General features: G+C 33.8%; 19 protein-coding genes and 2 tRNA genes. 10 read left to right on the top strand and 11 right to left on the bottom strand.

Going from position 1 to position 22,268, the window contains the following annotated elements:
- Window positions 1-16: 16 nt before the first annotated feature.
- Window positions 17-1,525, bottom strand: coding sequence for a GH3 auxin-responsive promoter family protein (locus tag ACNC7R_RS18435; RefSeq protein WP_417942499.1), 1,509 nt, complete (start codon window positions 1,523-1,525; stop codon window positions 17-19).
- Between the two features lie 237 nt (window positions 1,526-1,762).
- On the opposite strand from ACNC7R_RS18435, the gene ACNC7R_RS18430 reads away from it, so the two are divergent.
- The gene (locus ACNC7R_RS18430) at window positions 1,763-2,557 is read left to right on the top strand and encodes a DUF2797 domain-containing protein (protein WP_417942498.1); all 795 of its coding nucleotides are present in this window, start codon (window positions 1,763-1,765) and stop codon (window positions 2,555-2,557) included.
- A gap of 243 nt (window positions 2,558-2,800) precedes the next feature.
- A complete protein-coding gene (locus ACNC7R_RS18425) occupies window positions 2,801-3,880 on the top strand; it encodes a glycosyltransferase family 9 protein (RefSeq protein WP_417942497.1) in 1,080 nt (359 codons plus the stop codon).
- Between the two features lie 49 nt (window positions 3,881-3,929).
- Here ACNC7R_RS18425 and ACNC7R_RS18420 read toward each other — a convergent pair whose 3' ends face one another.
- The 3 genes from ACNC7R_RS18420 to sppA form a co-directional block, all read right to left on the bottom strand.
- On the bottom strand, window positions 3,930-6,557 hold the full coding sequence (locus tag ACNC7R_RS18420) for an AsmA-like C-terminal region-containing protein (protein WP_417942496.1): 2,628 nt from the start codon (window positions 6,555-6,557) through the stop codon (window positions 3,930-3,932).
- Window positions 6,558-6,715: 158 nt separating this feature from the next.
- On the bottom strand, window positions 6,716-7,663 hold the full coding sequence (locus ACNC7R_RS18415; protein ID WP_417942495.1) for an alpha/beta hydrolase: 948 nt from the start codon (window positions 7,661-7,663) through the stop codon (window positions 6,716-6,718).
- A gap of 9 nt (window positions 7,664-7,672) precedes the next feature.
- On the bottom strand, window positions 7,673-9,430 hold the full coding sequence (sppA, locus tag ACNC7R_RS18410; RefSeq protein ID WP_417942494.1) for a signal peptide peptidase SppA: 1,758 nt from the start codon (window positions 9,428-9,430) through the stop codon (window positions 7,673-7,675).
- A 137-nt stretch (window positions 9,431-9,567) separates the two neighbouring features.
- Between sppA and folK the strand changes: the two genes are divergently transcribed.
- Window positions 9,568-10,701: a 2-amino-4-hydroxy-6-hydroxymethyldihydropteridine diphosphokinase gene (folK, locus tag ACNC7R_RS18405; protein ID WP_417942493.1), complete on the top strand. Its 1,134-nt coding sequence runs from the start codon at window positions 9,568-9,570 to the stop codon at window positions 10,699-10,701.
- A 5-nt stretch (window positions 10,702-10,706) separates the two neighbouring features.
- On the opposite strand, the gene ACNC7R_RS18400 is transcribed toward folK, so the two are convergent.
- Together ACNC7R_RS18400 and ACNC7R_RS18395 are read right to left on the bottom strand one after the other, a co-directional pair.
- Complete coding sequence (locus tag ACNC7R_RS18400; RefSeq protein ID WP_417942492.1) at window positions 10,707-11,243, bottom strand: RNA methyltransferase; 537 nt, start codon at window positions 11,241-11,243, stop codon at window positions 10,707-10,709.
- A 77-nt stretch (window positions 11,244-11,320) separates the two neighbouring features.
- The gene (locus tag ACNC7R_RS18395) at window positions 11,321-11,752 is read right to left on the bottom strand and encodes a DUF1573 domain-containing protein (protein WP_417942491.1); all 432 of its coding nucleotides are present in this window, start codon (window positions 11,750-11,752) and stop codon (window positions 11,321-11,323) included.
- Between the two features lie 158 nt (window positions 11,753-11,910).
- Here ACNC7R_RS18395 and mutS point away from each other — a divergent pair, with 158 nt between their 5' ends.
- The 4 genes from mutS (at window position 11,911) to ACNC7R_RS18375 (ending at window position 15,396) form a co-directional block, all read left to right on the top strand.
- Complete coding sequence (mutS, locus tag ACNC7R_RS18390; RefSeq protein ID WP_417942490.1) at window positions 11,911-14,517, top strand: DNA mismatch repair protein MutS; 2,607 nt, start codon at window positions 11,911-11,913, stop codon at window positions 14,515-14,517.
- 144 nt (window positions 14,518-14,661) lie between these two features.
- Window positions 14,662-14,734: transfer RNA gene (locus ACNC7R_RS18385), tRNA-Gly, on the top strand.
- Window positions 14,735-14,813: 79 nt separating this feature from the next.
- Window positions 14,814-14,899 (top strand) — tRNA-Leu (locus ACNC7R_RS18380).
- Window positions 14,900-15,003: 104 nt separating this feature from the next.
- On the top strand, window positions 15,004-15,396 hold the full coding sequence (locus ACNC7R_RS18375; RefSeq protein WP_417942489.1) for a DUF1508 domain-containing protein: 393 nt from the start codon (window positions 15,004-15,006) through the stop codon (window positions 15,394-15,396).
- Window positions 15,397-15,441: 45 nt separating this feature from the next.
- Here ACNC7R_RS18375 and ACNC7R_RS18370 read toward each other — a convergent pair whose 3' ends face one another.
- Together ACNC7R_RS18370 and ACNC7R_RS18365 are read right to left on the bottom strand one after the other, a co-directional pair.
- Window positions 15,442-16,293 (bottom strand): IS3 family transposase, encoded by an 852-nt coding sequence (locus tag ACNC7R_RS18370; RefSeq protein ID WP_417939276.1) that lies wholly within the window; start codon window positions 16,291-16,293, stop codon window positions 15,442-15,444.
- A gap of 14 nt (window positions 16,294-16,307) precedes the next feature.
- Entirely contained in the window at window positions 16,308-16,736 is a 429-nt protein-coding gene (locus ACNC7R_RS18365; RefSeq protein WP_417939275.1) for a transposase, read from the bottom strand.
- An 81-nt stretch (window positions 16,737-16,817) separates the two neighbouring features.
- Here ACNC7R_RS18365 and ACNC7R_RS18360 point away from each other — a divergent pair, with 81 nt between their 5' ends.
- Window positions 16,818-17,183 carry a transposase gene (locus ACNC7R_RS18360; RefSeq protein WP_417939511.1) on the top strand — a complete coding sequence of 122 codons (366 nt, stop codon included), beginning with the start codon at window positions 16,818-16,820 and terminating at the stop codon, window positions 17,181-17,183.
- Entirely contained in the window at window positions 17,164-18,147 is a 984-nt protein-coding gene (locus ACNC7R_RS18355) for an ISL3 family transposase (RefSeq protein ID WP_417943128.1), read from the top strand. Before ACNC7R_RS18360 ends, ACNC7R_RS18355 begins: the two co-directional genes overlap by 20 nt.
- 197 nt (window positions 18,148-18,344) lie before the next feature.
- On the opposite strand, the gene ACNC7R_RS18350 is transcribed toward ACNC7R_RS18355, so the two are convergent.
- Window positions 18,345-18,560 carry a hypothetical protein gene (locus tag ACNC7R_RS18350; protein WP_417942488.1) on the bottom strand — a complete coding sequence of 72 codons (216 nt, stop codon included), beginning with the start codon at window positions 18,558-18,560 and terminating at the stop codon, window positions 18,345-18,347.
- A gap of 320 nt (window positions 18,561-18,880) precedes the next feature.
- A complete protein-coding gene (locus tag ACNC7R_RS18345; protein WP_417942487.1) occupies window positions 18,881-20,110 on the bottom strand; it encodes a 3-deoxy-D-manno-octulosonic acid transferase in 1,230 nt (409 codons plus the stop codon).
- Window positions 20,111-20,243: 133 nt separating this feature from the next.
- On the opposite strand from ACNC7R_RS18345, the gene ACNC7R_RS18340 reads away from it, so the two are divergent.
- Window positions 20,244-21,377, top strand: a complete 1,134-nt coding sequence (locus tag ACNC7R_RS18340) for a DegT/DnrJ/EryC1/StrS family aminotransferase (RefSeq protein WP_417942486.1) — start codon at window positions 20,244-20,246, stop codon at window positions 21,375-21,377.
- A gap of 68 nt (window positions 21,378-21,445) precedes the next feature.
- On the opposite strand, the gene ACNC7R_RS18335 is transcribed toward ACNC7R_RS18340, so the two are convergent.
- Window positions 21,446-22,216 (bottom strand): META domain-containing protein, encoded by a 771-nt coding sequence (locus ACNC7R_RS18335; RefSeq protein ID WP_417942485.1) that lies wholly within the window; start codon window positions 22,214-22,216, stop codon window positions 21,446-21,448.
- Between the last annotated feature and the right edge of the window lie 52 nt (window positions 22,217-22,268).

Genomic DNA, 22,268 nt, shown 5'->3' with positions numbered 1-22,268 from the left:
TGATTTATTTACTTAGTTACATCCCCTTCAACTGCTCCAAATAATCCCTCTGATTCGAAAGCCTTGGTATCTTATGCTGTCCGCCTAATTTGTCTCTTTCCTTTAACCAATCATAAAATAAATTGTCTCGGGCAACATTAATCACCAAAGGATTTAACGTCATATTGTTGTAGCGTTTGGCTTCGTAATCAGAGTTTAAAGTTTGTAATGTTTCGTCCAGCACTTTTTGGAAGAGACCAACATCAGTAGGTTTTTGTTTGAATTCAATCATCCATTCATGAGCGCCTTTTTCTTTGTCCTGCATAAAAATAGGGGCAACGGTATAATCAATAACCTCGGTTTTGGTGATTTCGCAGGCTTTGGCAATCGCCTGATCGGTATTTTCAACCATTAATTCTTCGCCAAAAACATTAATGTGATGTTTGGTTCTTCCTGTAATCCTGATTCGGTATGGGTTTAATGAGGTAAACCGAACGGTATCACCAATCAAATAACGCCATAATCCGGAATTGGTCGTAATAACGATAGCGTAGTTTTTATTCAGCTCCACATCAGCCAAACGGATTACTTTTTGGTTTAGGGTTCCGTAAGTATCCATCGGAATAAATTCGTAGAAGATACCATAATCCAGCATCAGTAATAAATCACTCGAATTGTTTAAGTCCTGAATGGCGAAAAAACCTTCAGACGCGTTGTATATTTCGTAATATTTGAAATCCTTGCTAGGAAGGATTTTCTTGTATTGTTCTTTGTAAGGAGAAAAACTCACCCCACCATGAAAATACACTTCAAGATTTGGCCAAAGTTCCAATAAGTTCCCTTTTCCGGTTTCTTCCAAAACTCTGTTCATCAAAACCAGCATCCACGATGGTACTCCGGCAAAACTGGTTACATTTTCATTTTTGGTTTCATTGATGATAGCTGTAATTTTACTTTCCCATTCTGTCATCAGCGAAGTCTTGCTGCTCGGCGTACTGCTGAATTCGGCCCAAATAGGCATATTTTCAATCAGGATCGCTGATAAATCACCAAAAAAAGTATTGTTGTTTTCGTAAATCTGAGAACTTCCTCCCAGGCGAAGACTCTTTCCAACGAATAATTGCGAATCTTCGTTATTGTTTAAGTACATGCAAAGCAAATCCTTACTTCCTTTGTAATGACAGTCTTCGAGTGCTTCGTTGCTTACGGGTATAAATTTACTTTTAGCATTGGTAGTTCCGCTGGATTTTGCAAACCATTTTATAGGGCTTTCCCAAAAGACACCCTGTTCTCCCTGACGCGTACGTTCAATTAGAGGCTGTAATTCTTCGTAACCTGAAACCGGAACTCTTTCAGCAAAAGTTTTATAAGAGCTGATTGAAGCAAAATCATATTGTTTTCCAATAATCGTATTTTCTGAAGCCTTCAATAAATTATGCAGCAGCTCTTCCTGAACTTCATTTGGATATTTTAAAAAGAGTTCAATTTGATGTATTCTTTGTTTGAGAACCCAGGATGCAAAAGAATTTATTATAGATAGAGGCATGAAGAATGTTTTTTAGATTTTAAGTTAAGAATATTTACTATAAATACAACTGCCAGGAATTTAAAATTTGAATATCAGTAGACAAAATGTAACTTTGTTGCTATTCAAAAATAGTATTTTTTATTAAAAAACAATTTATTTAGAACAAAGATTCGACATAAAAAGGCAATGAAATTTTAGTGTCAAATTATTTATTTTGAAAAGCAATTAATCTCTAAAATCAGCAATAACAATCTTATGACATACGAAGGAGTACTTACAAAAATGCAGACCGAAATCGGTGCCCCAATTCAATATTATCTGGTTTTTGAAGATAGTTTTCTAAACATGAATCAGTTATTGGATAAAGAAATCGAAATCAATTTTGCAGGGTATCAATGTTTGAACTGCTGTAAAAAGAAAAAAATATTCCGTCAGGGATTTTGTTATGATTGTTTTTATTCAAGTCCGGCTGTTGGTGACTGGATTATGAGGCCAGAACTCAGTACAGCACATTTAGGAATCGCAGACCGTGATCTGGAATATGAGCAAAAAGTTCAGTTACAGCCTCATGTGGTTTATCTGGCTGTAGCAAGCGAAATAAAAGTAGGGGTTACCCGTAAAACACAAGTGCCAACGAGATGGATAGATCAGGGGGCAAGTCAGGCAATTGCTGTGGTTGAGGTTCCAAACCGATATCTGGCCGGTATTACCGAGGTTGCCTTAAAAAATCATTATACTGATAAAACCAATTGGAGGAAAATGCTTCAAAGTTCAATTGAGACTTTCGACTTAATTGCTGAGAAAGTTAAAGTTCAAAATCTGATTCCGGATGAAGCTAAGGAATACTTTTACAGCCAAAAAGAGGATGTATATGATTTACATTATCCGGTTTTACATTACCCGGCAAAAGTGGCAAGTTTAAATCTGGACAAAACACCTTCGTTTCAGGGAAAACTGGTTGGAATTAAAGGGCAGTATTTGATTTTTGAAAACGGTACTGTTTTTAATATCCGTGGTTCCGAAGGGTATGTCGTTACAATAAACGTCTAACATACTGCCTTATTCGTCTATTCTTATTAACACCCTGTATAATAATTAATTTCAAAACTAATCAGGGTTGTATTTTTGTCTTTAAGAGAATAGGTCATGTGAATTTTAATAAATTTTGTTACAATTTTATAATAATTTGATATTGATCGATTTATATTTTTAAGAGCTTTGATGGATTAATTTTGTCAAGATCAGATGAAAGCTTTTTTAGGATAATGCAAATCAAAATAAATTAGTTATAAAATGAGAATTTCAGGTAAAGTAAATGTTTTGAGACGTGCATTAATGCGAACTCTGACAAAGAATATTGGAAAATCAAATGTAGCACAAGACATTACTCTTGTCAACAAAAACGACATCAAAAGAATTTTAATTTGCAGGCCAAATGCAAGATTAGGTAATCTTTTATTGATTACTCCTTTTGTTCAGGAATTAGAGGAAATGTTTCCAAATTGTAAAATTGATTTATTTGTAAAAGGTTTTTTGGCTCCGGTCATTTTTGAGAATTATAATTGTGTAGACAGGATAATAGAATTGCCTAAAAAGCCTTTCAGCAATCTTTTCCAATATTTTAAAGTCTGGGTTTCTTTAAAAAAGTATCAATACGATATTGCTATAAATGTAGATCAGGGTTCTTCTTCTGGTCGTCTTGGAGTAAAATTTTCCAATTCTAAATTTAAGTTTTTTGGTGATTTGCCTTTTTCAGCTAATTTATATTATGCAGATTACGCCCATATTGCTAAATATCCTATTTATCATTTCCGGGATTATTTAACCAAATTAGGTTTTGAGAAAAAAGAAAATGCTATTGCGCCTTTAAACCTTAAATTAACGCCTCTTGAAATTACGGAAGGAAAGAAAAAACTAGATACTCTGGTAAAGAATTATAAAAAAACGATCTGTATATTTACTTATGCCACAGGCTCAAAATGTTTATCAGAAGCCTGGTGGGAAAATTTTTACACCAGTTTGAAATCCGAGTATGAAAATTATAATATTATCGAAATTCTTCCAATAGAAAATGTTTCTCAAATTGGTTTTAAAGCGCCAACATTTTACAGCAGAGATATTCGCGAAATTGGATCTGTAATTGCTAATGCTGATTTGTTCATAGGGGCTGACAGCGGCATCATGCATCTTTCCAGTGCTGTTCACACTCCAACAGCAGGACTCTTTTCAGTCTCAGACTTAAAAAAATATGAACCTTACAACAATAAGAGTATTGGAATAGATGTAAATAGTTTTTCTGAAAAAGAATATTTTAAAATTTTCAGCACTATTTTAGATAATGGAAAATCAGGAATCTATTATAATGCAATCTAAGAGGTAAAAGAAAGGTCAATCTAATCCGATTGACCTTTTTATTTTTAATTTATTTTTTCTTTTTAAACAAACCATTCAATAAATCGCTGGCTTTAGCTTTAACTTCTTCATTCGTCTTTGCCTTATTTTCAGCATCGGTTTTTGTGGTATCTTTTGACTTACTGTTCTTATTGAGTAAATCGTTAAGTGCAGCAGCACCTTTTTGTGTTAATTTTTCCTTTTGTTGGCTTACAACCTGACTGGTAAGATTATTAACGGCTGTTTTAGTATCAATAGCCACTTTTGGATTTGAAAAATTACCGGTTATCAAACCAGAAATTGGAATATTTTCCAGTTTGGCAGCATCAGCCGCAGATAATTTAGAAAGAAAAGCATTTGCCTCCTTGCCTAAATATTTGGCAGGAACATCTAATTTTAAATTATAATTCATGTTTTGGTCAAAACCGTGAGTTCCGTCAACAGTAACTTTAATATCCTGGTATTTAATATCAAATGGTTTTATTTTTACCTTCCCGTCTTCAAAAGATAAAGCCATTTTCAGGTCATTCAGGTTCAGTTTATTAACATCAATAAAATTTACTTTCGAACTCAAAGAATTCAATAAAGTCGAATTTTTGGCATTTACAGTTGTTGAAAGCAATTGTCCTAATAAATCTCCTGATATTGAGGCTAAGTTTGGAGTGAGTTCTTTCGCATCTAAATTTCCGTTTAATTTAATGGTCGAATTCAGTTTACCATTAATAATTCCTGCAATTGGCGCAATTTTTTTCATCATATCCAGCTGTGTGAAAGTCTGTGCAATATCAACCTGATTGAAACCTAAATTCATGTCAAAAGTAGGAACTTTTGTTTTCGTGGAAACTGTTCCGGTCAAACCGATAGATCCACCAAAAATAGAAGTTTTGAAGTTTTCTAAAGTGGCTTTTTCGTCCTTGATGATTAATTTTCCTGAAACCGCAGTTAGTTTTAGATTATCATATAAAACAGTATTTGCTTTTGCATTTAAAGTACAATTTAAAAATGCAGGAATCTTCATTGCTTCTGATGGTTTTACAGCCGTTTTTGTTTCAGCTTTTGCTTCACCACCTGCAGTTGTAGTTTTTGCAGGTTCGCCCGATGTCATAAAATCATCAACAGCTAATTGGTTTGAACTCATATTGAAGTTTCCTTTAAGCTCTTGTTTTTTAAACATAAAACCATAAAAATTCTCCAAAATTCCATTAATAGCAATATCACTTCTTCCCGTAGTAGCATTAAACTGTTTTAAGTTAATTTTACTTGGATTGAATTCAACCATGGCAGTGCTTATGTTCATCGATTTGTTATTCTCATCGGTGTATTTAAATCCGGATAAGCTCATTGTTCCAGCATTTTTGATGTTTTGGTACTGGCTTTTTTCTACAGAAGCCATATCAAAGTTTGTAGTTACATCTGCTTTTAAGATACCTGCCAAAGGTTTGTCTAGTTTAATTGGATACGCTTTTGAAAGATTGCCCAGATTGATGGTTCCTTTTAAAGCCGCATCAACAATAGGATTTACGGTTACGTTTTTTACATTTGCTTTAGCGCTGAAAACATCCTGGTCAATTCTAAATGAAAGTTTGTCCAGATTTACATAAGTATCGTTCAAAATACCGGTTTCATTGATAATTTTAGTATCAATTACAATGTTCTGAACTGATTTTGGCAAGTTCGGATATTGAAACGAAGCGTTATTAGATGCAATTTCAATATTGAATTTCGGAACCGTTGTATCTGTTAATTCTCCTTTTGCAAAACCAACTATGGTAAAATCCCCGGTTGTTTTTACGCCATCAAGACTTGCAGCATACGCAGAAGGAATTAATCCAAGGAAGTTGGTAAAGGATGAGGTTGGGGTTTTGAATTTCAAATCATAAATCTGTGCTTTTTCAGCCATTTGAATGAATCCGTCAAACTCTAAGGGCAGCTGATTGATTAAAGCTTTATTTTCTTTAAATGTATATTTACTCTGCTCCAAATCAATCCCTAAAACAGCATCCAGCGTCAGTTTTACATTTTTAAGATAGTTCATTTTATCCATGTCCAAAGAAACGTTGGCTGTAGATTTTGTAGTCAGATCAAGTTTAGAGTTAGTGAAATCTCCTGTCCCTTCATGATTCAGGCTGTCAATTACCATTTTTATTTTAGAGCCCTGATCAATGTATCTGAAAGTGAAATTTTCGATTTTATAATTTTGTATTTTTAAAGAAAGAGGATCGCTTTTGCCATCTGATTTGGTTTCTTTTTCGTCTTTCAGGGCAATATCAAAGTTTCCAACTCCGTCTTTGTTGAATATAATATTAATCAAACCATTTTGAGAACTGATTCCCTCAATGTTTAACGGTTCTTCTTTTCCTTTGAAAAGTTCTTTAATGCTCATTTTTAAATCCAGTTCACCTAACGAAACCAAAGTATCTCCTTCAAAAGGGGCTTTGTTGATGATTAACAGCTTTTCAATCGAAACGTTGGCGTTTGGAAAGTTTTTAAACAAACTTAAATCCGCGTCAGCAAAACTTACTTTTGCATCGACGCTTTTGTTGATGGCTTCAGCAATTTTAGCTTTGATCTGGTCTTTAAAAAGATAAGGAACAGCAAATAATGCAGCAACCAGAACTACGAGTACAATTCCTGTGATTTTTAAAATTTTCTTTAACATAACTATTTAATATTTGGGGTTTGAATAGACAAAAACGATAAATGATTATAGCAAAAATAGCTTTTTATACCGGAGCTTTTTTGTAATTTTTTGATAAACTCAATAAAAAAATCCGTTTGAGTGTATTATTTCAAACGGATTTAATTTAATTTTTATTGTCATTTCTGAATAAATGAAACTATTTTGGAAGTCAGAGTTTCAGAAATCGGGAGTGTTTCATTATTATAACTTTCAAAATTGGCCTGCGGGTCGCCTTCAATAACTTTCAGGATATGATTCATTTTGTCAATGATAAGCAATTCAGAATTTGGATTGGCTTTGGCTAAATTTTCAGCATCCTGTACGGTTACCTGCAGATCTTTATTTCCCTGCAGAATTAAAACCGGAATAGAAAGTTTCTTTATTTCTGTCTGCGGATTGTATTTGAACCACGAAATTAAGTAAGGCTGGATAGCAGGTCTAAAAAGCGAATTAAGCATAGGGTCGACATTTTTTACTGTTTTGCCGTTCTTCAGGCTGTCGATAATAGGGAAAGTCATATCTTCAATCTGCTTCATTCCTTTGGAAGAAATTTGTGTCTTTAAAATTTTATCGGCAGCATCTCCGGCTCCGGCAATTGAAATAAATTTGTCTGCTTTTGCTCCGGCAATCATTCCGATTAAAGATCCTTCGCTGTGACCAATTACAATTACTTTAGAAAAGCGTTTGTCTTGTTTTAATAAATTGATCCAGCTTTTTGCATCTTCGGTATAATTTTCAAAAACCAAGCTTGCTTCTGAAGGAGCAGCAGCTTTGCTTTCGGCAATTCCTCTTTTATCAAAACGTAATGATGCAATTCCGTTCTTCGCTAAAACTTCGGCTAGCATTTTTAACGAATTATTTTTCATCATCGGATTGTTTCCGTTTCTGTCTGTTGGTCCGGAACCCGCAATGATTAATACAACCGGGCATTTTTTGGATAGATCCGGAACAGTCAGGGTACCGTACAACTGATCGACATTTATTTTTAAGACAATCGGAGATTCCTTAAATGTGATTTCTTTTTTATCCTGAGCGCTAACAAAACTTAGAATAAAAACGGTTAGAAGAAGAATTATTTTATTCATTTATCGAAATTATTTAATGTTGATGCTGTAAGGCATAATGGCCTGAGCGCCTTTTAATTTTTGAAGTCTTTTGATGTGTTCAATAAGTAAATAATTTTCTTCGCCAATTTCTTCTTTTATAAAAGTTTCTTTTGACTGAGCGAATGGAAGACCTGATAGAACATCACTTAAATTCTTTTCGTATTCAGGATAATTTCGTGTACTGTATGATTTTATTTTGGCAATTTTTGCAGCTTCGTTAATAGCATCATTCAGACCGCCAATTTTGTCCACTAACCCAATTTTTAAAGCTTCAGATCCTGACCACACCCTTCCCTGGGCAATTGCATCTACTTGGTTAAAAGTCATTTTACGACCTTCAGCAACGTGTGTTACGAAAGTATTGTAAATGTTCTCAACACTTTCTAATGTAAAGGCTTTGAACTTTTCGTCAACAGGTACAAATGGGCTATAATTAGCCGAATTTTCATGCGTTTTTACCTGTTCTGTATTGATTCCTAATTTATTTGCCAACGGACTGAAATTTGGCAAAACGCCAAAAACGCCAATTGAACCGGTGATAGTATTGTTTTCAGCAAAAATTTTATTGGCATTGCAGGCAATGTAATACCCCCCCGATGCAGCATAGTTACCCATAGAAACCACGACAGGTTTTACTTTCTTAGTAATCTCAATTTCTCTCCAGATCAAATCAGATGTCAGCGCACTTCCGCCCGGGCTGTCAATTCTTAAAACAATGGCTTTTACATCTTCATTTTCTCTGGCTTCTTTTAATGAACGTCGCATAGAGCCTTCACCAATTTGGTTAACGTCGCCTTCACCGCTTCCAATTTCGCCCTGAGCGTAGATAATGGCAATCTCATTGGTTGCAGTATTGGTTAAAGCTGTAGTGATGTAATTTTGTGTGTAATCTGAAATGGATATTTTGTTATAATCCTCATCGCCGGTCACTTTTAAAGCTTTTTTAATGGCATTGTGATACACATCTTCATAAGCTACGATATCAACCAGATGTTGATTTTTTGCCATTTCGGGAGTTCGTGCTAATAGCCCGTTTGCGATTTTGTTTAATTTGGAAACAGAAATATTACGGCTTTTTGAAATATCAGTTACGACAGTGGACCAAATCGAATTTAAAAGAGCGGTAATCTGCTCTCTGTTGGCATCGCTCATTTTGTTTTCAAGGAAAGGCTCAACAGCGCTTTTGTATTTTCCATGACGAATGACTTCCATATGAATACCTGTTTTTTCCTGAAAATCCTTAAAAAACATTACTTCAGAAGAAAGTCCTTTAAAGTCCAGATCACCAACAGGATTCAAATAAATGGTATTGGCCACTGAGTTCAGGTAGTATTCTTTTTGAGAATAAGTGTTAGCATAAGCCCAGACAAATTTTCCTGATTTTTTGAAGCTTTCCAGCGCATTTCTCAAAGCTTTATATTGCGCCAGTCCTAAAGAAGACTCATCGTTTAGTATCGAGATTCCTTTAATTTTGTCATCGGTTTTTGCTGCTTCAATAGCATTGATTACATCTGTTAAACCAATTTTCCCATCTTTTGAGAATTCCGTTACCCAGGGGTCTGTAAATTTCCCTGCGTAGTCATTATTGATTTCTTTTAAATCTAATTCAATAACCGAATCAGCTTTTACTGTTACGCTGTCGTCGCCTCCAAAAATAGTTCCGATAAGTATTACTCCAAAAAAGAATAACATGATAAAAACAAAAATACCAATTACAGTGGCAACTACATTTCCTAAGAATTTCATAAATATATTTTTTTAATAAGTAGCTAAAACAAACGTTTCGTTACAAATTTTTTGACAAACAAATCGAATTCATTTTTGAACCCGTTACACAAATATATTGCTAATTCTAAAATAGTTTTAGTTAATTTGCAATAATTATGAAATCACAGCATCAGGTCGTTTTATCTATTGGCAGTAATCAGGGCAACCGATTGGAGAATATCCAAAGTTGTATTAATTTGATACATCAGGAGGTTGGGACTGTAATTCAGGTTTCAAGATTATATGAGACACCTTCATGGGGATTTGAAAGTGATGCTTTTTATAATTGTGCCTTGCTTTTGCATAATAATTCTTCAGCACAAAAGATACTCGGTCAGGTGCTGAAAGTAGAAAAAAAGTTAGGCCGGATACGTACTGGTCAGCAGGGATACCAATCCCGGATTATTGATATTGATCTGATTGTTTTTGATGACCAGGTAATTGAGTCAGAAAAGTTGCTGATTCCGCATCCGTTAATGCAAAATCGAAAGTTTGTCTTACTGCCCATGCAGGATTTGAAACTAAACTGGAAACATCCGGTTCTTCATAAAACAGTTTCTGAATTAATTGCCATAACACCAGATGATAGTGTTTGTAGTGTGGTTCAGGACTTAAAAAAACCATTGGAAGAAATTCCGTTGGAACAATTTAACTATATCGCTTTTGAGGGAAATATTGGTGCAGGAAAAACCACTCTGGTACAAAAAATCGCTGAAGATTTTAATGCAAAAACCGTTTTAGAACGATTTGCAGATAATCCGTTTTTGCCAAAATTTTATAAAGACCAGAACCGATATGCCTTTCCGCTAGAGATGTCTTTTCTTGCAGATCGTTATCAGCAATTGTCTGATGATTTGGCGCAGTTTGATTTATTTAAAGATTTTGTAATTGCCGATTATCATATTTTTAAGTCGCTGATTTTTGCTAAAATCACGCTTGCAGAAGATGAGTATCGCCTGTACCGAAACTTGTTTGATATTATTTATAAAGAAATGCCAAAGCCTGATTTGTATGTTTATTTGTATCAAAATACGGACAGACTTCTTCAGAACATTAAAAAACGCGGACGAAATTATGAACAAAATATCTCAGCTGAATATTTAGATAAAATCAATAACGGCTACTTGGAATATATTAAATCCCAAACTGATTTGAATGTTTTGATCATTGATGTTTCGGATCGTGACTTTGTAAAGAAACACGAAGATTATCTTTTTGTATTGAATGAGATTCGAAAAAAGATTCAATAATGAATTTAATAAGCCCAATTTATTTTTTTAAACAAATCCCAAACTACTATTCCGGTACTTACCGCTATATTTAAAGAATGTTTTGTGCCTAATTGCGGTATTTCAATACATCCGTCACAAATTGCTACCGCTTCCTGTGCAACTCCATGAACTTCATTCCCGAAAACTAAAGCGTATTTTTGATTTTTTTCAACTTTAAAATCCTGAAGAAAAATAGCGCTTTCAACCTGCTCAATAGCGAGGGTTAATACATTTTCTTTTTTAAGGTTTTCAATCACTTCCAAAACATTTTCATGATGTTCCCAGGCAACAGTTTCAGTAGCGCCAAGGGCTGTTTTGTGAATCTCTTTATTTGGAGGCGTCGCTGTTATACCGCACAAAATTATTTTCTCTACCAGAAAGGCATCAGCAGTTCTAAATACTGATCCTATATTGTGTAAACTCCTAATATCATCTAACACTAAAATCAGCGGTGTTTTCTCTGATTTTTTAAAATCATCAATCGATTTTCTGTCCAGCTCACTATTTTCAAGTTTTCTCATTGAATTCAATTATGGTCATAAAAAAAGCTTCCAAAGATAAGGAAGCTTTTCGATATTATTTATATTGTTTTTTCAGATTAGCTTTTTGCAGGATCTGGTAAAACGGTACCTTTAATTGTTAAAGTTTTTGTTGGTTGTCCTTCTGCATTAGAAGTAACAGTAACTGTTTTTGTAAAAGCACCAACTCTGTCAGTTGCATATTTTACACCAATAACACCTTTAGCTCCTGGAGCAATTGGCTCTTTTGGGGTTGTTGGAACTGTACAGCCACAAGATCCCTGAGTATTAGTAATAATTAATGGTTTTGTTCCGTTGTTTACAAAAACAAATTGACGGTTACCATCAGAATTATGAGCGATAGTTCCGTAATCAATTGTTTCGTTTTCAAAAACCATTCCTGCTCCCTGTACTTTAGCGGCTTTAGTGGTAGCTGCCTTTTTACTAGTTTGAGCATTAGAAGTTGTGATACCAGCTACAGCTAACATAGCGAATAAAATTATTTTTTTCATCTTTCTAAGAGTCTTTGTTTAATGATGAACAAAGCTATATAAAATTCTTAAATGTTAGCTTAAAAATTACTTAAAATATTTTAATTTTTGAAGCTCTTCGGTATTCCTTCAAAAAATCATAAATTCGCTTCCTAATTTTCATTTAAAAACATATTAATTTGGCAGCGAAAGAGAAAGTGGTGAAAGAAACACCTTTGATGAAACAGTACAATGAAATCAAGAGGAAATATCCAGATGCATGTTTGCTTTTCAGAGTAGGGGATTTTTACGAAACCTTTGGAGAAGACGCTATCAGGGCATCTAAAATCCTGGGCATAACATTAACCAAAAGAGGTGCTGGTTCTGATACCGAAACTGCTCTGGCTGGTTTTCCGCATCATTCCATTAATACCTACCTGCCTAAATTAGTAAAAGCCGGACTTCGGGTTGCGATCTGTGATCAGCTTGAAGATCCTAAAATGACTAAAACAATCGTTAAACGTGGGGTTACAGAATTGGTAACGCCTGGGGTTTCTCTAAACGATGAGGTTTTGCAGTCTAAAACAAATAATTTTCTGGCATCTGTTTATTTTGCTAATAAAAATATAGGGGTTTCATTTTTGGATGTCTCAACCGGTGAATTTTTAACGGCTCAGGGGAATGCCGAATATATTGATAAATTACTGCAGAATTTTAATCCAAGTGAAGTCCTTGTTCCTAAAACCTGTAAAATCGAATTTAAAGATGCTTTTGGGGATGATTTTCACAGTTTTTATCTGGAAGACTGGATTTATAAGGAAGATTATGCTTTAGAAACTCTGACAAAGCATTTTCAGACTGTTTCTTTAAAAGGTTTTGGTGTCGAAGAATTAAAAGAAGGAATTATTGCTTCAGGTGCTATATTGTATTATTTGTCCGAAACGCAGCATAATCGCGTACAGCATATCACGGCGATTCAGCGTATTGCTGAGGATGCTTACGTATGGATGGATCGATTTACAATCAGAAATTTAGAATTGTATCACAGTTATAATCCAAATGCGGTAACACTTTTAGATGTAATTGATCGCACGCTTTCGCCAATGGGAGGACGCTTGTTAAAACGATGGCTTGCTTTGCCTCTGAAAGACAGCAATAAAATAAAAGGCCGGCACGATGTAGTTTCGTATTTGAAGTCTAATCCTGAAATTCTTCATAACATACAATATCAGATTAAACAAATTTCAGATCTGGAACGTTTGATTTCTAAAATCGCTGCCGGAAAAGTTTCTCCTCGTGAAATTGTATATTTAAGAGAATCCCTTGATGCTATTATTCCAATTAAAACTTTAGCACTCGAAAGTCCTCAGGAAGCTGTAAAGGTTATTGGGGATAGTTTGCATGCCTGTGATTTATTAAGAGAGAAAATCAAAGTCACTTTAAATCAGGACGCTCCTGTTGCAATTGCGAAAGGGAATGCAATTGCAACAGGAATTAGTGAAGAATTAGATGAGTTGCGTGCTATTTCAACTTCAGGAAAAGAATTTTTGGAGGGTATTGAAAGGAGGGAGTCTGAAAGAACCGGAATCTCCTCTTTGAAAATTTCTTTTAATAATGTTTTTGGCTATTATATTGAAGTTCGAAATACGCATAAAGATAAAGTGCCTGAAGAATGGATTCGTAAACAGACTTTGGTAAATGCCGAGCGTTATATTACAGAAGAATTAAAGGAGTACGAAACAAAAATTTTAGGTGCTGAAGAAAGAATTCATAAAATTGAAACTGACCTTTTTGAACAATTGGTAGCCTGGATTGCAACTTATATCAAACCAGTTCAAATGAATGCCTTTCTTGTGGCGCAGTTGGATTGCTTATGTTCTTTTACTCAGCTGGCTATAGAAAATCAGTATGTATGCCCCGAAATTGATGATACGTTTGAATTGGATATTAAAAACGGAAGACATCCTGTTATTGAGAAACAATTACCAGTTGGTACTCCTTATATAGCAAATGATGTTTATCTGGATAGAGAGGTACAGCAGGTTATTATGATTACAGGGCCTAATATGTCCGGTAAATCGGCTATATTGAGGCAAACGGCATTAATTGTACTTCTGGCACAAATGGGGAGTTTTGTTCCGGCTGATAGCGTGAGAATGGGAATTGTAGATAAAATTTTTACCAGAGTTGGGGCTTCGGATAATATTTCAATGGGAGAATCTACTTTTATGGTGGAGATGAATGAAACGGCTTCGATCCTGAATAATATCTCAGACAGAAGTTTGGTTTTATTAGATGAGATTGGAAGAGGGACAAGTACCTATGACGGAATCTCGATTGCCTGGGCAATTGCGGAATTCTTGCATGAGCATCCTGGAAGAGCAAAAACATTGTTTGCTACGCATTATCATGAATTGAATGAAATGACAGAATCGCTGCCAAGAATCCAGAATTATAATGTTGCGGTAAAAGAATTGAAAGATACGGTTCTCTTTATCCGTAAACTTGTAAAAGGAGGCAGTGCGCATAGTTTTGGTATTCATGTAGCAAAAATGGCAGGAATGCCGCAGCTGGTTATTTTGAAGGCTCAAAAACTTTTGAAAAAACTAGAGAAGAATCATTCTAGTGATGCTTTAAACGGAATCAAATCTGCAAATGATGAAATGCAGATGAGTTTCTTTAATCTTGACGATCCTTTACTGGAAGAGATAAAAGAAGATATTATGAATCTTGATATAAATGCGATTACTCCGGTTGAAGCCTTAATGAAGCTGAATGAGATCAAGAGAATGCTGGTTAAGAAATAATTTCAGATTTAAAGTTTAGGTTATCAGAAAGTTATAAAATAAGTGTAATTTTTTTTAAAAAAAGGCTTGTTTAATTGAATAAATGTCCTAAATTTGCACTCGCAATACAGAACAAGTGTTGCTGTTCTTAATAAAATTTGAAACGCGAAAATAGCTCAGTTGGTAGAGCGCGACCTTGCCAAGGTCGAGGTCGCGGGTTCGAGCCCCGTTTTTCGCTCAAAACCATACAGTGCTTGAATGGTATTTTTTTAATTATTTTTTTTCAAAAATTAGTTAAAAACATTAAAAAGCGTATTGCTCGGATGGTGAAATTGGTAGACACGCTGGACTTAAAATCCAGTGAACAGCAATGTTCGTGCGGGTTCAAGTCCCGCTCTGAGTACTAAAGCCTCTTCTTTTGAAGAGGCTTTTTTTATTGTGTAAACTTGCAGGAAATAAATTTACGAGGATCTTAAAAATCAGAAATCAATAAATTAAATTTTATAAATGGGGGCTTTTGTAATTAGCAGGCGATATAATGATGAGTATAAATTTGTTTTTACTTCCAGAAAAGGGAAAGTGATATTTACAAGTTTGAGTTATGAACTAAAGTTTGAATGCGAGGAGGATATTGAAAAATTCAAAGTAAATATTGAACAGGCTAAGTTTTTGAAATTTAAAGGTTCTGGAGGGAAGTATTTCTTTAAATTGATGTTAGGGGATGTTCATTTTGCAACAAGCCGAAAATACACAACAGAATTGCTTTTGCAGAAAGGGATAAAGGAGATTGTTTTGTATGCTTCGAAAGCTGAGATTTTGGATTTTTCTTCAAATGATTTGATTTTCGAAGAAGAAGAAGAGGTTATTGAGGAAGAAGAGATAAAAGTGGGTTTTGTCTAGTCCTGAAAAAGTGATACAGGATTAATAAAAAATAAAAGTACAATTTTAGACAGTAGCAAGCTCAGGTTTGCTACTGTTTTTTGTTTTATAGGTTCTCATTTTAATTTTGTTTTGGTTATGCATCTGATTTGGAGTAAGCATGTAATTAGAATAATGAGGTCTGATTTCATTATAGATATCAATAGCTTCTTTTACAATTTTTTGCATGATTTCTGCTTTTTGGTTGTATTTGTCAACCCTAAATTCCTGTTTTAAAATACCATTAATCCTTTCTGCCACTGCATTTTCATAAGGGTCAGAGTTTTGTGTCATACTACATAGAATTTTATTTTTATTAAGCTGCTTTTGATAGTCATTAGCACAATATTGAATCCCTCTGTCTGAGTGATGTATCAATGGTAAGTTTTTGTTGTTTCTGTGTTTAAGAGCCATTTTAAAAGCCTTCAAACTGCTTTCTGTGTTCATGTTATCGGCGACATAATATCCCATAATCTTTTTAGAATAAGCATCTGTGACTAAGCTTAAATAGCAAGGATTATCTCTTTTTCCTATATAGGTTATATCAGAGACCCAAACTTGCTCTGGTCTGTTAATTTCTAAATCTAGAATTCGATTTTGATGTTTATTAAATCGATGATGTGAGTTAGTCGTTACATGATAACTTCGTTTAGAATGTATCAATAAATGATTGGCTCTGAGTATATCAAAGAACTTATCTCTTCCAATTTTCATTAATTGAAGTTTATCCAACAAAAGATAATATAGTTTTCGAGCACCTATTCTAGGCATTGTCTTCCTGATATTATTCACCATCAAAATCACTTCTTTGGCTTTGTTTTGTTTGGATGCTATTCTTCTAGTCTTTCGATAATAAACCTGTCTGTCTATCCCGAACAAATAACAGGTAAACGCTACTGTTTTTTGTTCTTTTGCTTTAAAGCGGGCGATTGTTCGGGTGCAGAGTTTTTTCGGATATCGATATGATATTCTTTCTCAGCTAAATCAATCATCATGTCAAACAAGATTGCTTTTTTATCTGCAACGTAAGCTTGTCGTTCTAAAAAAGCCTTTTGTTTTTCTAATAGCTTGACTTGGGCTTCAAGTTCCATAATTTTTTGTTCGGGTGACTTTGCCATATTCAAAGGGGATTGGTTTTCCCAATCAAAGTTACCAAATTTTCGTAACCAGCCCAGAACTGTAGCATGGCTTTGAATACCATATTGTTTTCTAATTTGGGTAATTGATGAACTACCTTGCTCAACTTCTCTAACGATTTGAAGTTTTAAGGACATGCTGTAATCTCGCTGGGTGCGCTTTACATAATTGCTGTATTCTTCCATAACGATTGTTTTTGGGATCATAACATATTGTTGTGGGGAAATATTAAAATCTAGATATTTGTATGTTTAATCTATCCCCCAATGCAAGATTCTTTTATCGATATCCTTAAGTTGTTATTACCTGAGATAATAGTAGACTACTTCGAACTTACTTCTTATAAAAAGAAAGATGAAACACTCCATCTGTATTTAAAAGAGATTAATTCGATACCTAAAGAATACAGAGAATCAAAATTAAGCTCAAAAGGATTCTTCGAAGAGATAACGGTTCAGGATTTTCCTATCCGTGGACACCAAGTATACCTTCACATCACTCGCAGAAGATGGCTTAATGAAGATACTCGAAAAATCGTTTTTAGAGATTGGAATTTAGTAGCAGACGGAACTCGTGTAACCCAGGAGTTTGCGTCTTTTTTAAAAGAGATCAATAGATTCCAGTCCAAATGATTGCAATACCATTGCCTCTTTCTATGGAGTTTCTGGTAGAAACCTGCAATGTCAATACAAAGATTTTCTAAGTGATTTCAAAGTTTGGGATCAAATATCACATGCTAAAAAATGGCTTCTTTTTCCACAAAATATTGGAAAGCGTTTATCAATAGACGAAACCTCACTTTCAAATGGCGAACTCTATACTATTTTAACCAACAAATCCGGTAAAGGTAGAAAAGGAACTATAGTAGCTATGATTGCAGGAACTAAAGCAGAAACAGTTATTGGCGTTATTGAAAAAATTCCTCTTAAACAGCGGAATCTAGTCAAGGAAATTACTCAGGATATGGCCGGGAATATGGGATTGATAGCTAAAAAGTGTTTTGCTAATGCCACTCGAGTTACAGACCGATTCCATGTTCAAAAGCTAGCTGCAGAAGCCCTGCAGGAAATCAGGATTAAATATCGTTGGCAAGCCATTGATCAAGAAAATGATGCTATTGAAAAAGCCAAAAAGTCAAAAGTAAATTTCGAATCTAAAACACTTTCAAATGGGGATACCCTTAAGCAATTACTAGCGAGGAGTCGCTATTTCTTGTATAAATCCAAATCGAAATGGACTCAAAATCAAATAGAACGTGCTGCCTTACTATTTGAGTTATATCCTGATATTCAAAAAGGATACAATCTAACTCAAGAGCTCCGTGGCATCTTTGAGAATACAACTGATAAAATCATTGGTTTTGCAAAATTAGCCAGATGGCATGAAAAAGTAGATCAATCTGGATTTAAGTCTTTCGGTACAATCTCTCGTACAATTATGAATCATTATCAAACCATCTTAAATTATTTTGATAACAGAAGTACTAATGCTTCTGCAGAATCATTCAATGCTAAAATAAAAGCATTTAGATCAAAATTTAGAGGTGTTAGAAATATAGAATACTTCCTTTTTAGGCTAACTAATATTTATGCTTAATTTTTGCATCCCCACAGGTTTTTGCTTTGATCCTGTTTTTGTGTATCGCTATTTCAGGACGGGACATTTATAAAAAATAAAAAAAGCGTTTGCAAGAGCAACGCTTTTTTTATTTTATGATTTGATGTAAAAAATAAGCATAAAAAAAACCATCTCGCCTAGCGGATGGTTTTAAAATCTTTAGAGCTGTGTTCTAATTATTTTTTTACTTCTGTTTTAGCAGCAGTAGAATCTACAGCAGCTGCAGTAGAATCAACAGGAGCAGCAGTAGAATCAACAGGTGCAACAGTAGAATCAACAGCTTCAGTAGCAGTAGAATCTACAGCTCCTTCAGTAGCTGCAGCGTCAGCTTTTTTACAAGATACAACAGTTAAAACAGCAACAACAGCTAAACTTAAAAATACTTTTTTCATCTTACTTTATTATAAAAGGTTAATTATTAATTCGAGGCAAAGATATAAATTTTTTAATATGTAAAATATTTTTTTATTTTTTTTTTAAAATATTTTCCTTCGTCACTCGATGTTTTTATTTATCAAATAGTATGCCATAAATAGGTCTTTTGGGTTTATTGTTGATTTTTCTGTAAAATTTATTTTTTATTGAAAATTCAGAAGTTATTTTATTGCTTTGGATCTTAATAACTGTAAATTGCCTGATTTTTGTTGTTATTTTTTTATTTCATAAAAATATTAGGAGGTGTTTTTTAAACAGAATAATCCAACCATGATTGTTATGAGATGGTGTTTATAATTGCATTCGTAGCTCCTTTATTATTCTCTATATATGATCTGCAAATTTCTGCTTTCTTGTTGTATAGGTTTTTATCTGAAAGCAAACGATCAAAGATTTGTTTTAATTCTTCTTTATCTGAAATGACTATGCATCCGCCAAGATTCACCAATTCAATTGCTTCAGCAAATTTTGAATAATTGGGCCCAATAACAATTGGAATTCCAAATGTTGCTGGTTCTAAAATATTGTGAATACCAGGATTTCCAAAACCGCCACCAACATAAGCGATGGTTCCGTAACTGTAAATTTTAGTCAGTAAGCCAATGGTATCTATGATAAAAACACTATAATCAGCTAAATTTTTGTTTTCTTTTTGCGAAAATAAAATTGTTTTTTTTGAAATTTTACTTTTCAGATTTTCAATTTGTTCTGCTTTTATATTGTGAGGAGCTATGATGAATTTTACATCTTCAGATGCCTGATTGATATATTCGGTTACGATTGTCTCGTCTTTTGGCCAGGAACTTCCAATAATTATTGTAGGCTGATTGTTTTTGAATGCTTCGATAAATTCAAGTGAATTATCCCTTTCTAAAATAGCATTTACCCTGTCAAATCGGGTGTCGCCTGAAACAATTACGTTGTGAAGTCCAATTGATTCAATGTTTACTTTAGAATTTTTATTCTGAACGAAAAAATAAGTAAAATTTTTCAGTGCTTTTCTGTAAAAACCGCCATACCATTTAAAGAAAATTTGATTGTCTCTAAAGATTCCTGAAATCAGATAAGTAGGTGTTTTTAATTTTTTGAGTTCGTTTAAGTAATTAAGCCAGAATTCATACTTTATAAAGAATACTAATTCTGGATGAACTAATTTTAAAAACTTTTTGGCATTGCTTTTAGTGTCCAGAGGAAGATAGATAGTAATATCTGCTACATTATTGTTTTTGCGAACCTCATAACCAGAAGGCGAAAAAAAGGTGACAATGATTTTATGTGCCGGATATTTTTCTTTAATTTTTTCAATAACAGGAAGTCCTTGCTCGTATTCACCTAATGAAGCCGAATGAAACCATATGGTTTTGTCCTCGGCGCTTATTTTTTCTTTTAAAAGTGTAAAAACATTTTTTCGGCCATCAATGAACAGTTTCATTTTAGGGCTGAAAAGTGCTGCTATTTTAAGGAAAAAACCAGTAATTATAAGGAGTAAGTTGTATAGAAAAAGCATGTGTTTATTTTTGGTGCTAAAATACGTTTCTTTCAACTATTTTCATTGTTTGAAGGTATAAATAACTATTTTTGCTGTTCGTTTTAAAGATTCTGGTGTAAATCCGAATCTTCAGATTTAAATAAGAAGATAAATGAAAAAAATTCAAATGGTTGACTTAAAGAGTCAATACGAGAAAATAAAAACTACGGTTGATGCTTCTATTCAGGAAGTTTTAGATACGAATACTTATATAAATGGACCTTTAGTTCATCAGTTTCAGAAAAACCTTGAAGATTATTTAGGGGTAAAACATGTTATTCCTTGTGCAAATGGAACGGATGCTCTGCAAATTGCTATGATGGGGCTGGATTTAAAACCGGGTGATGAAGTGATTACTGCTGATTTTACATTTGCAGCAACTGTTGAAGTTATTGCTTTGTTACAGCTGACGCCTGTTTTAGTAGATGTTGATTTACATAATATGAATATCGATATTGGTGCTGTTAAAAAAGCCATTACATCAAAAACAAAAGCAATTGTTCCTGTTCATTTATTCGGACGTGCTGCCAATATGGATGCTATTATGGAAATTGCGGCAGAACACAATTTGTATGTAATTGAAGATAATGCACAGGCTATAGGTGCTGATTATGTTTCTAAATCAGGTGCAAAAAGCAAAGTAGGGACTATTGGTCATGTTGCAGCAACATCATTTTTTCCGTCTAAAAACTTAGGCTGCTATGGAGACGGAGGAGCAATTTTTACAAACGACGATAAATTAGCACATGTTATTCGTGGAATTGTAAATCACGGAATGTATGAGCGTTACCATCATGATGTTGTGGGGGTTAATTCGCGTTTAGATAGTATTCAGGCAGGGGTTTTAAATGCAAAACTGCCTCTTTTGGATGAATATAATGTGGCACGACGCTTAGCAGCAAGTAAATATAATGCAGCATTTGCAGGAAATGAAAAGATTGTTACACCTCAATTTGATGCAAACGAAAATAATCACGTTTTTCATCAATATGTGTTAAGAATTTTAAATGCAGACCGAAATGCACTGATGCAGTTTTTATTGGATAAAGGGATTCCATGTGCGATTTATTATCCAATTCCGTTGCACTCTCAGAAAGCTTATGTTGATACTCGTTATAAAGAAGAGCAATTTCCGGTAACAAATCAATTAGTAAAAGAAGTAATCGCATTGCCAATGCATACAGAACTTGATGATGAGCAAATTAAATTTATTACGGATTCTGTTTTAGAATTTCTGGCTAAATAATTTAAATTTTGAAATAAATAAGTAAAACCCAAATTATTAAAACGATAATTTGGGTTTTTTGTTTGAAATTAATCTACTTTCTTAAAAACTAACAGTTTTCCTGACTCATTGGAAAGAGTTAATCGGTTGTCTTTGATGGAATACCTAGTGGCATTTTGAAGCACTTTTATAAATTTGTCTTCTTTGTTACTTTCGGCGCAAGCCATAAAAGTAGATGTTATATTGTTGAATCGAAGCAAATCGTTTTCGAAAAATAAACTTCCGCTGATTGAATTACAACCTCCAAATCCCATAAATCTGTTTTCTTTGGCATGAATTTCGATTCGGGGTAGTTCTTTTTGAAAATCTGAAATAAAGATTTTGTATCCGTCTAATTCTTCTAAAACCCAAATATCGTGTAAACGGTAATCGGTAATATATTGCCCGCATCCTTCTATCTTTTGATAGTTGGTTTCTGTTTTATTCTTTATTTGAATAGAAACTTTGTAAGGAGAAATTATTCCAGACATAGAATTCTGACATTCAATTTGCTGAATAGAAATTATAATACTTGACTCTGCGTTGCGGGCTTTATATGTTTTAATAGTAGCGCCCATTGCTCTGATAGGCTTAACGGATGAAAAATTTAGTTTTTCTTTTCCTTGTAGCAATGATGTAAATACCATTTTTTCTCTGCCAATTTTTAATTCCCAAAAAGGTTCGTTTCCTGTTGCTTTAAAATAAGTAGTAGTATTCTCTTCTGATATATTTCCGGAAACAGCATTCGAATCTGTTGGATTAATTGATTTGCAACTGTATAAAAAAGAAAATGTGATAAATATAATCAAGTACTTTTTCATAACAAACAGTTTGTATTATAGATATAGCCCAAATAAAAGCCAAAAAGCGATA

This window comes from Flavobacterium adiutor, assembly GCF_048282555.1.
Taxonomy (GTDB): Bacteria; Bacteroidota; Bacteroidia; order Flavobacteriales; family Flavobacteriaceae; genus Flavobacterium.
Note: the sequence above shows the minus strand (reverse complement) of the source record. Positions and strands in the feature narration are given on the sequence as shown.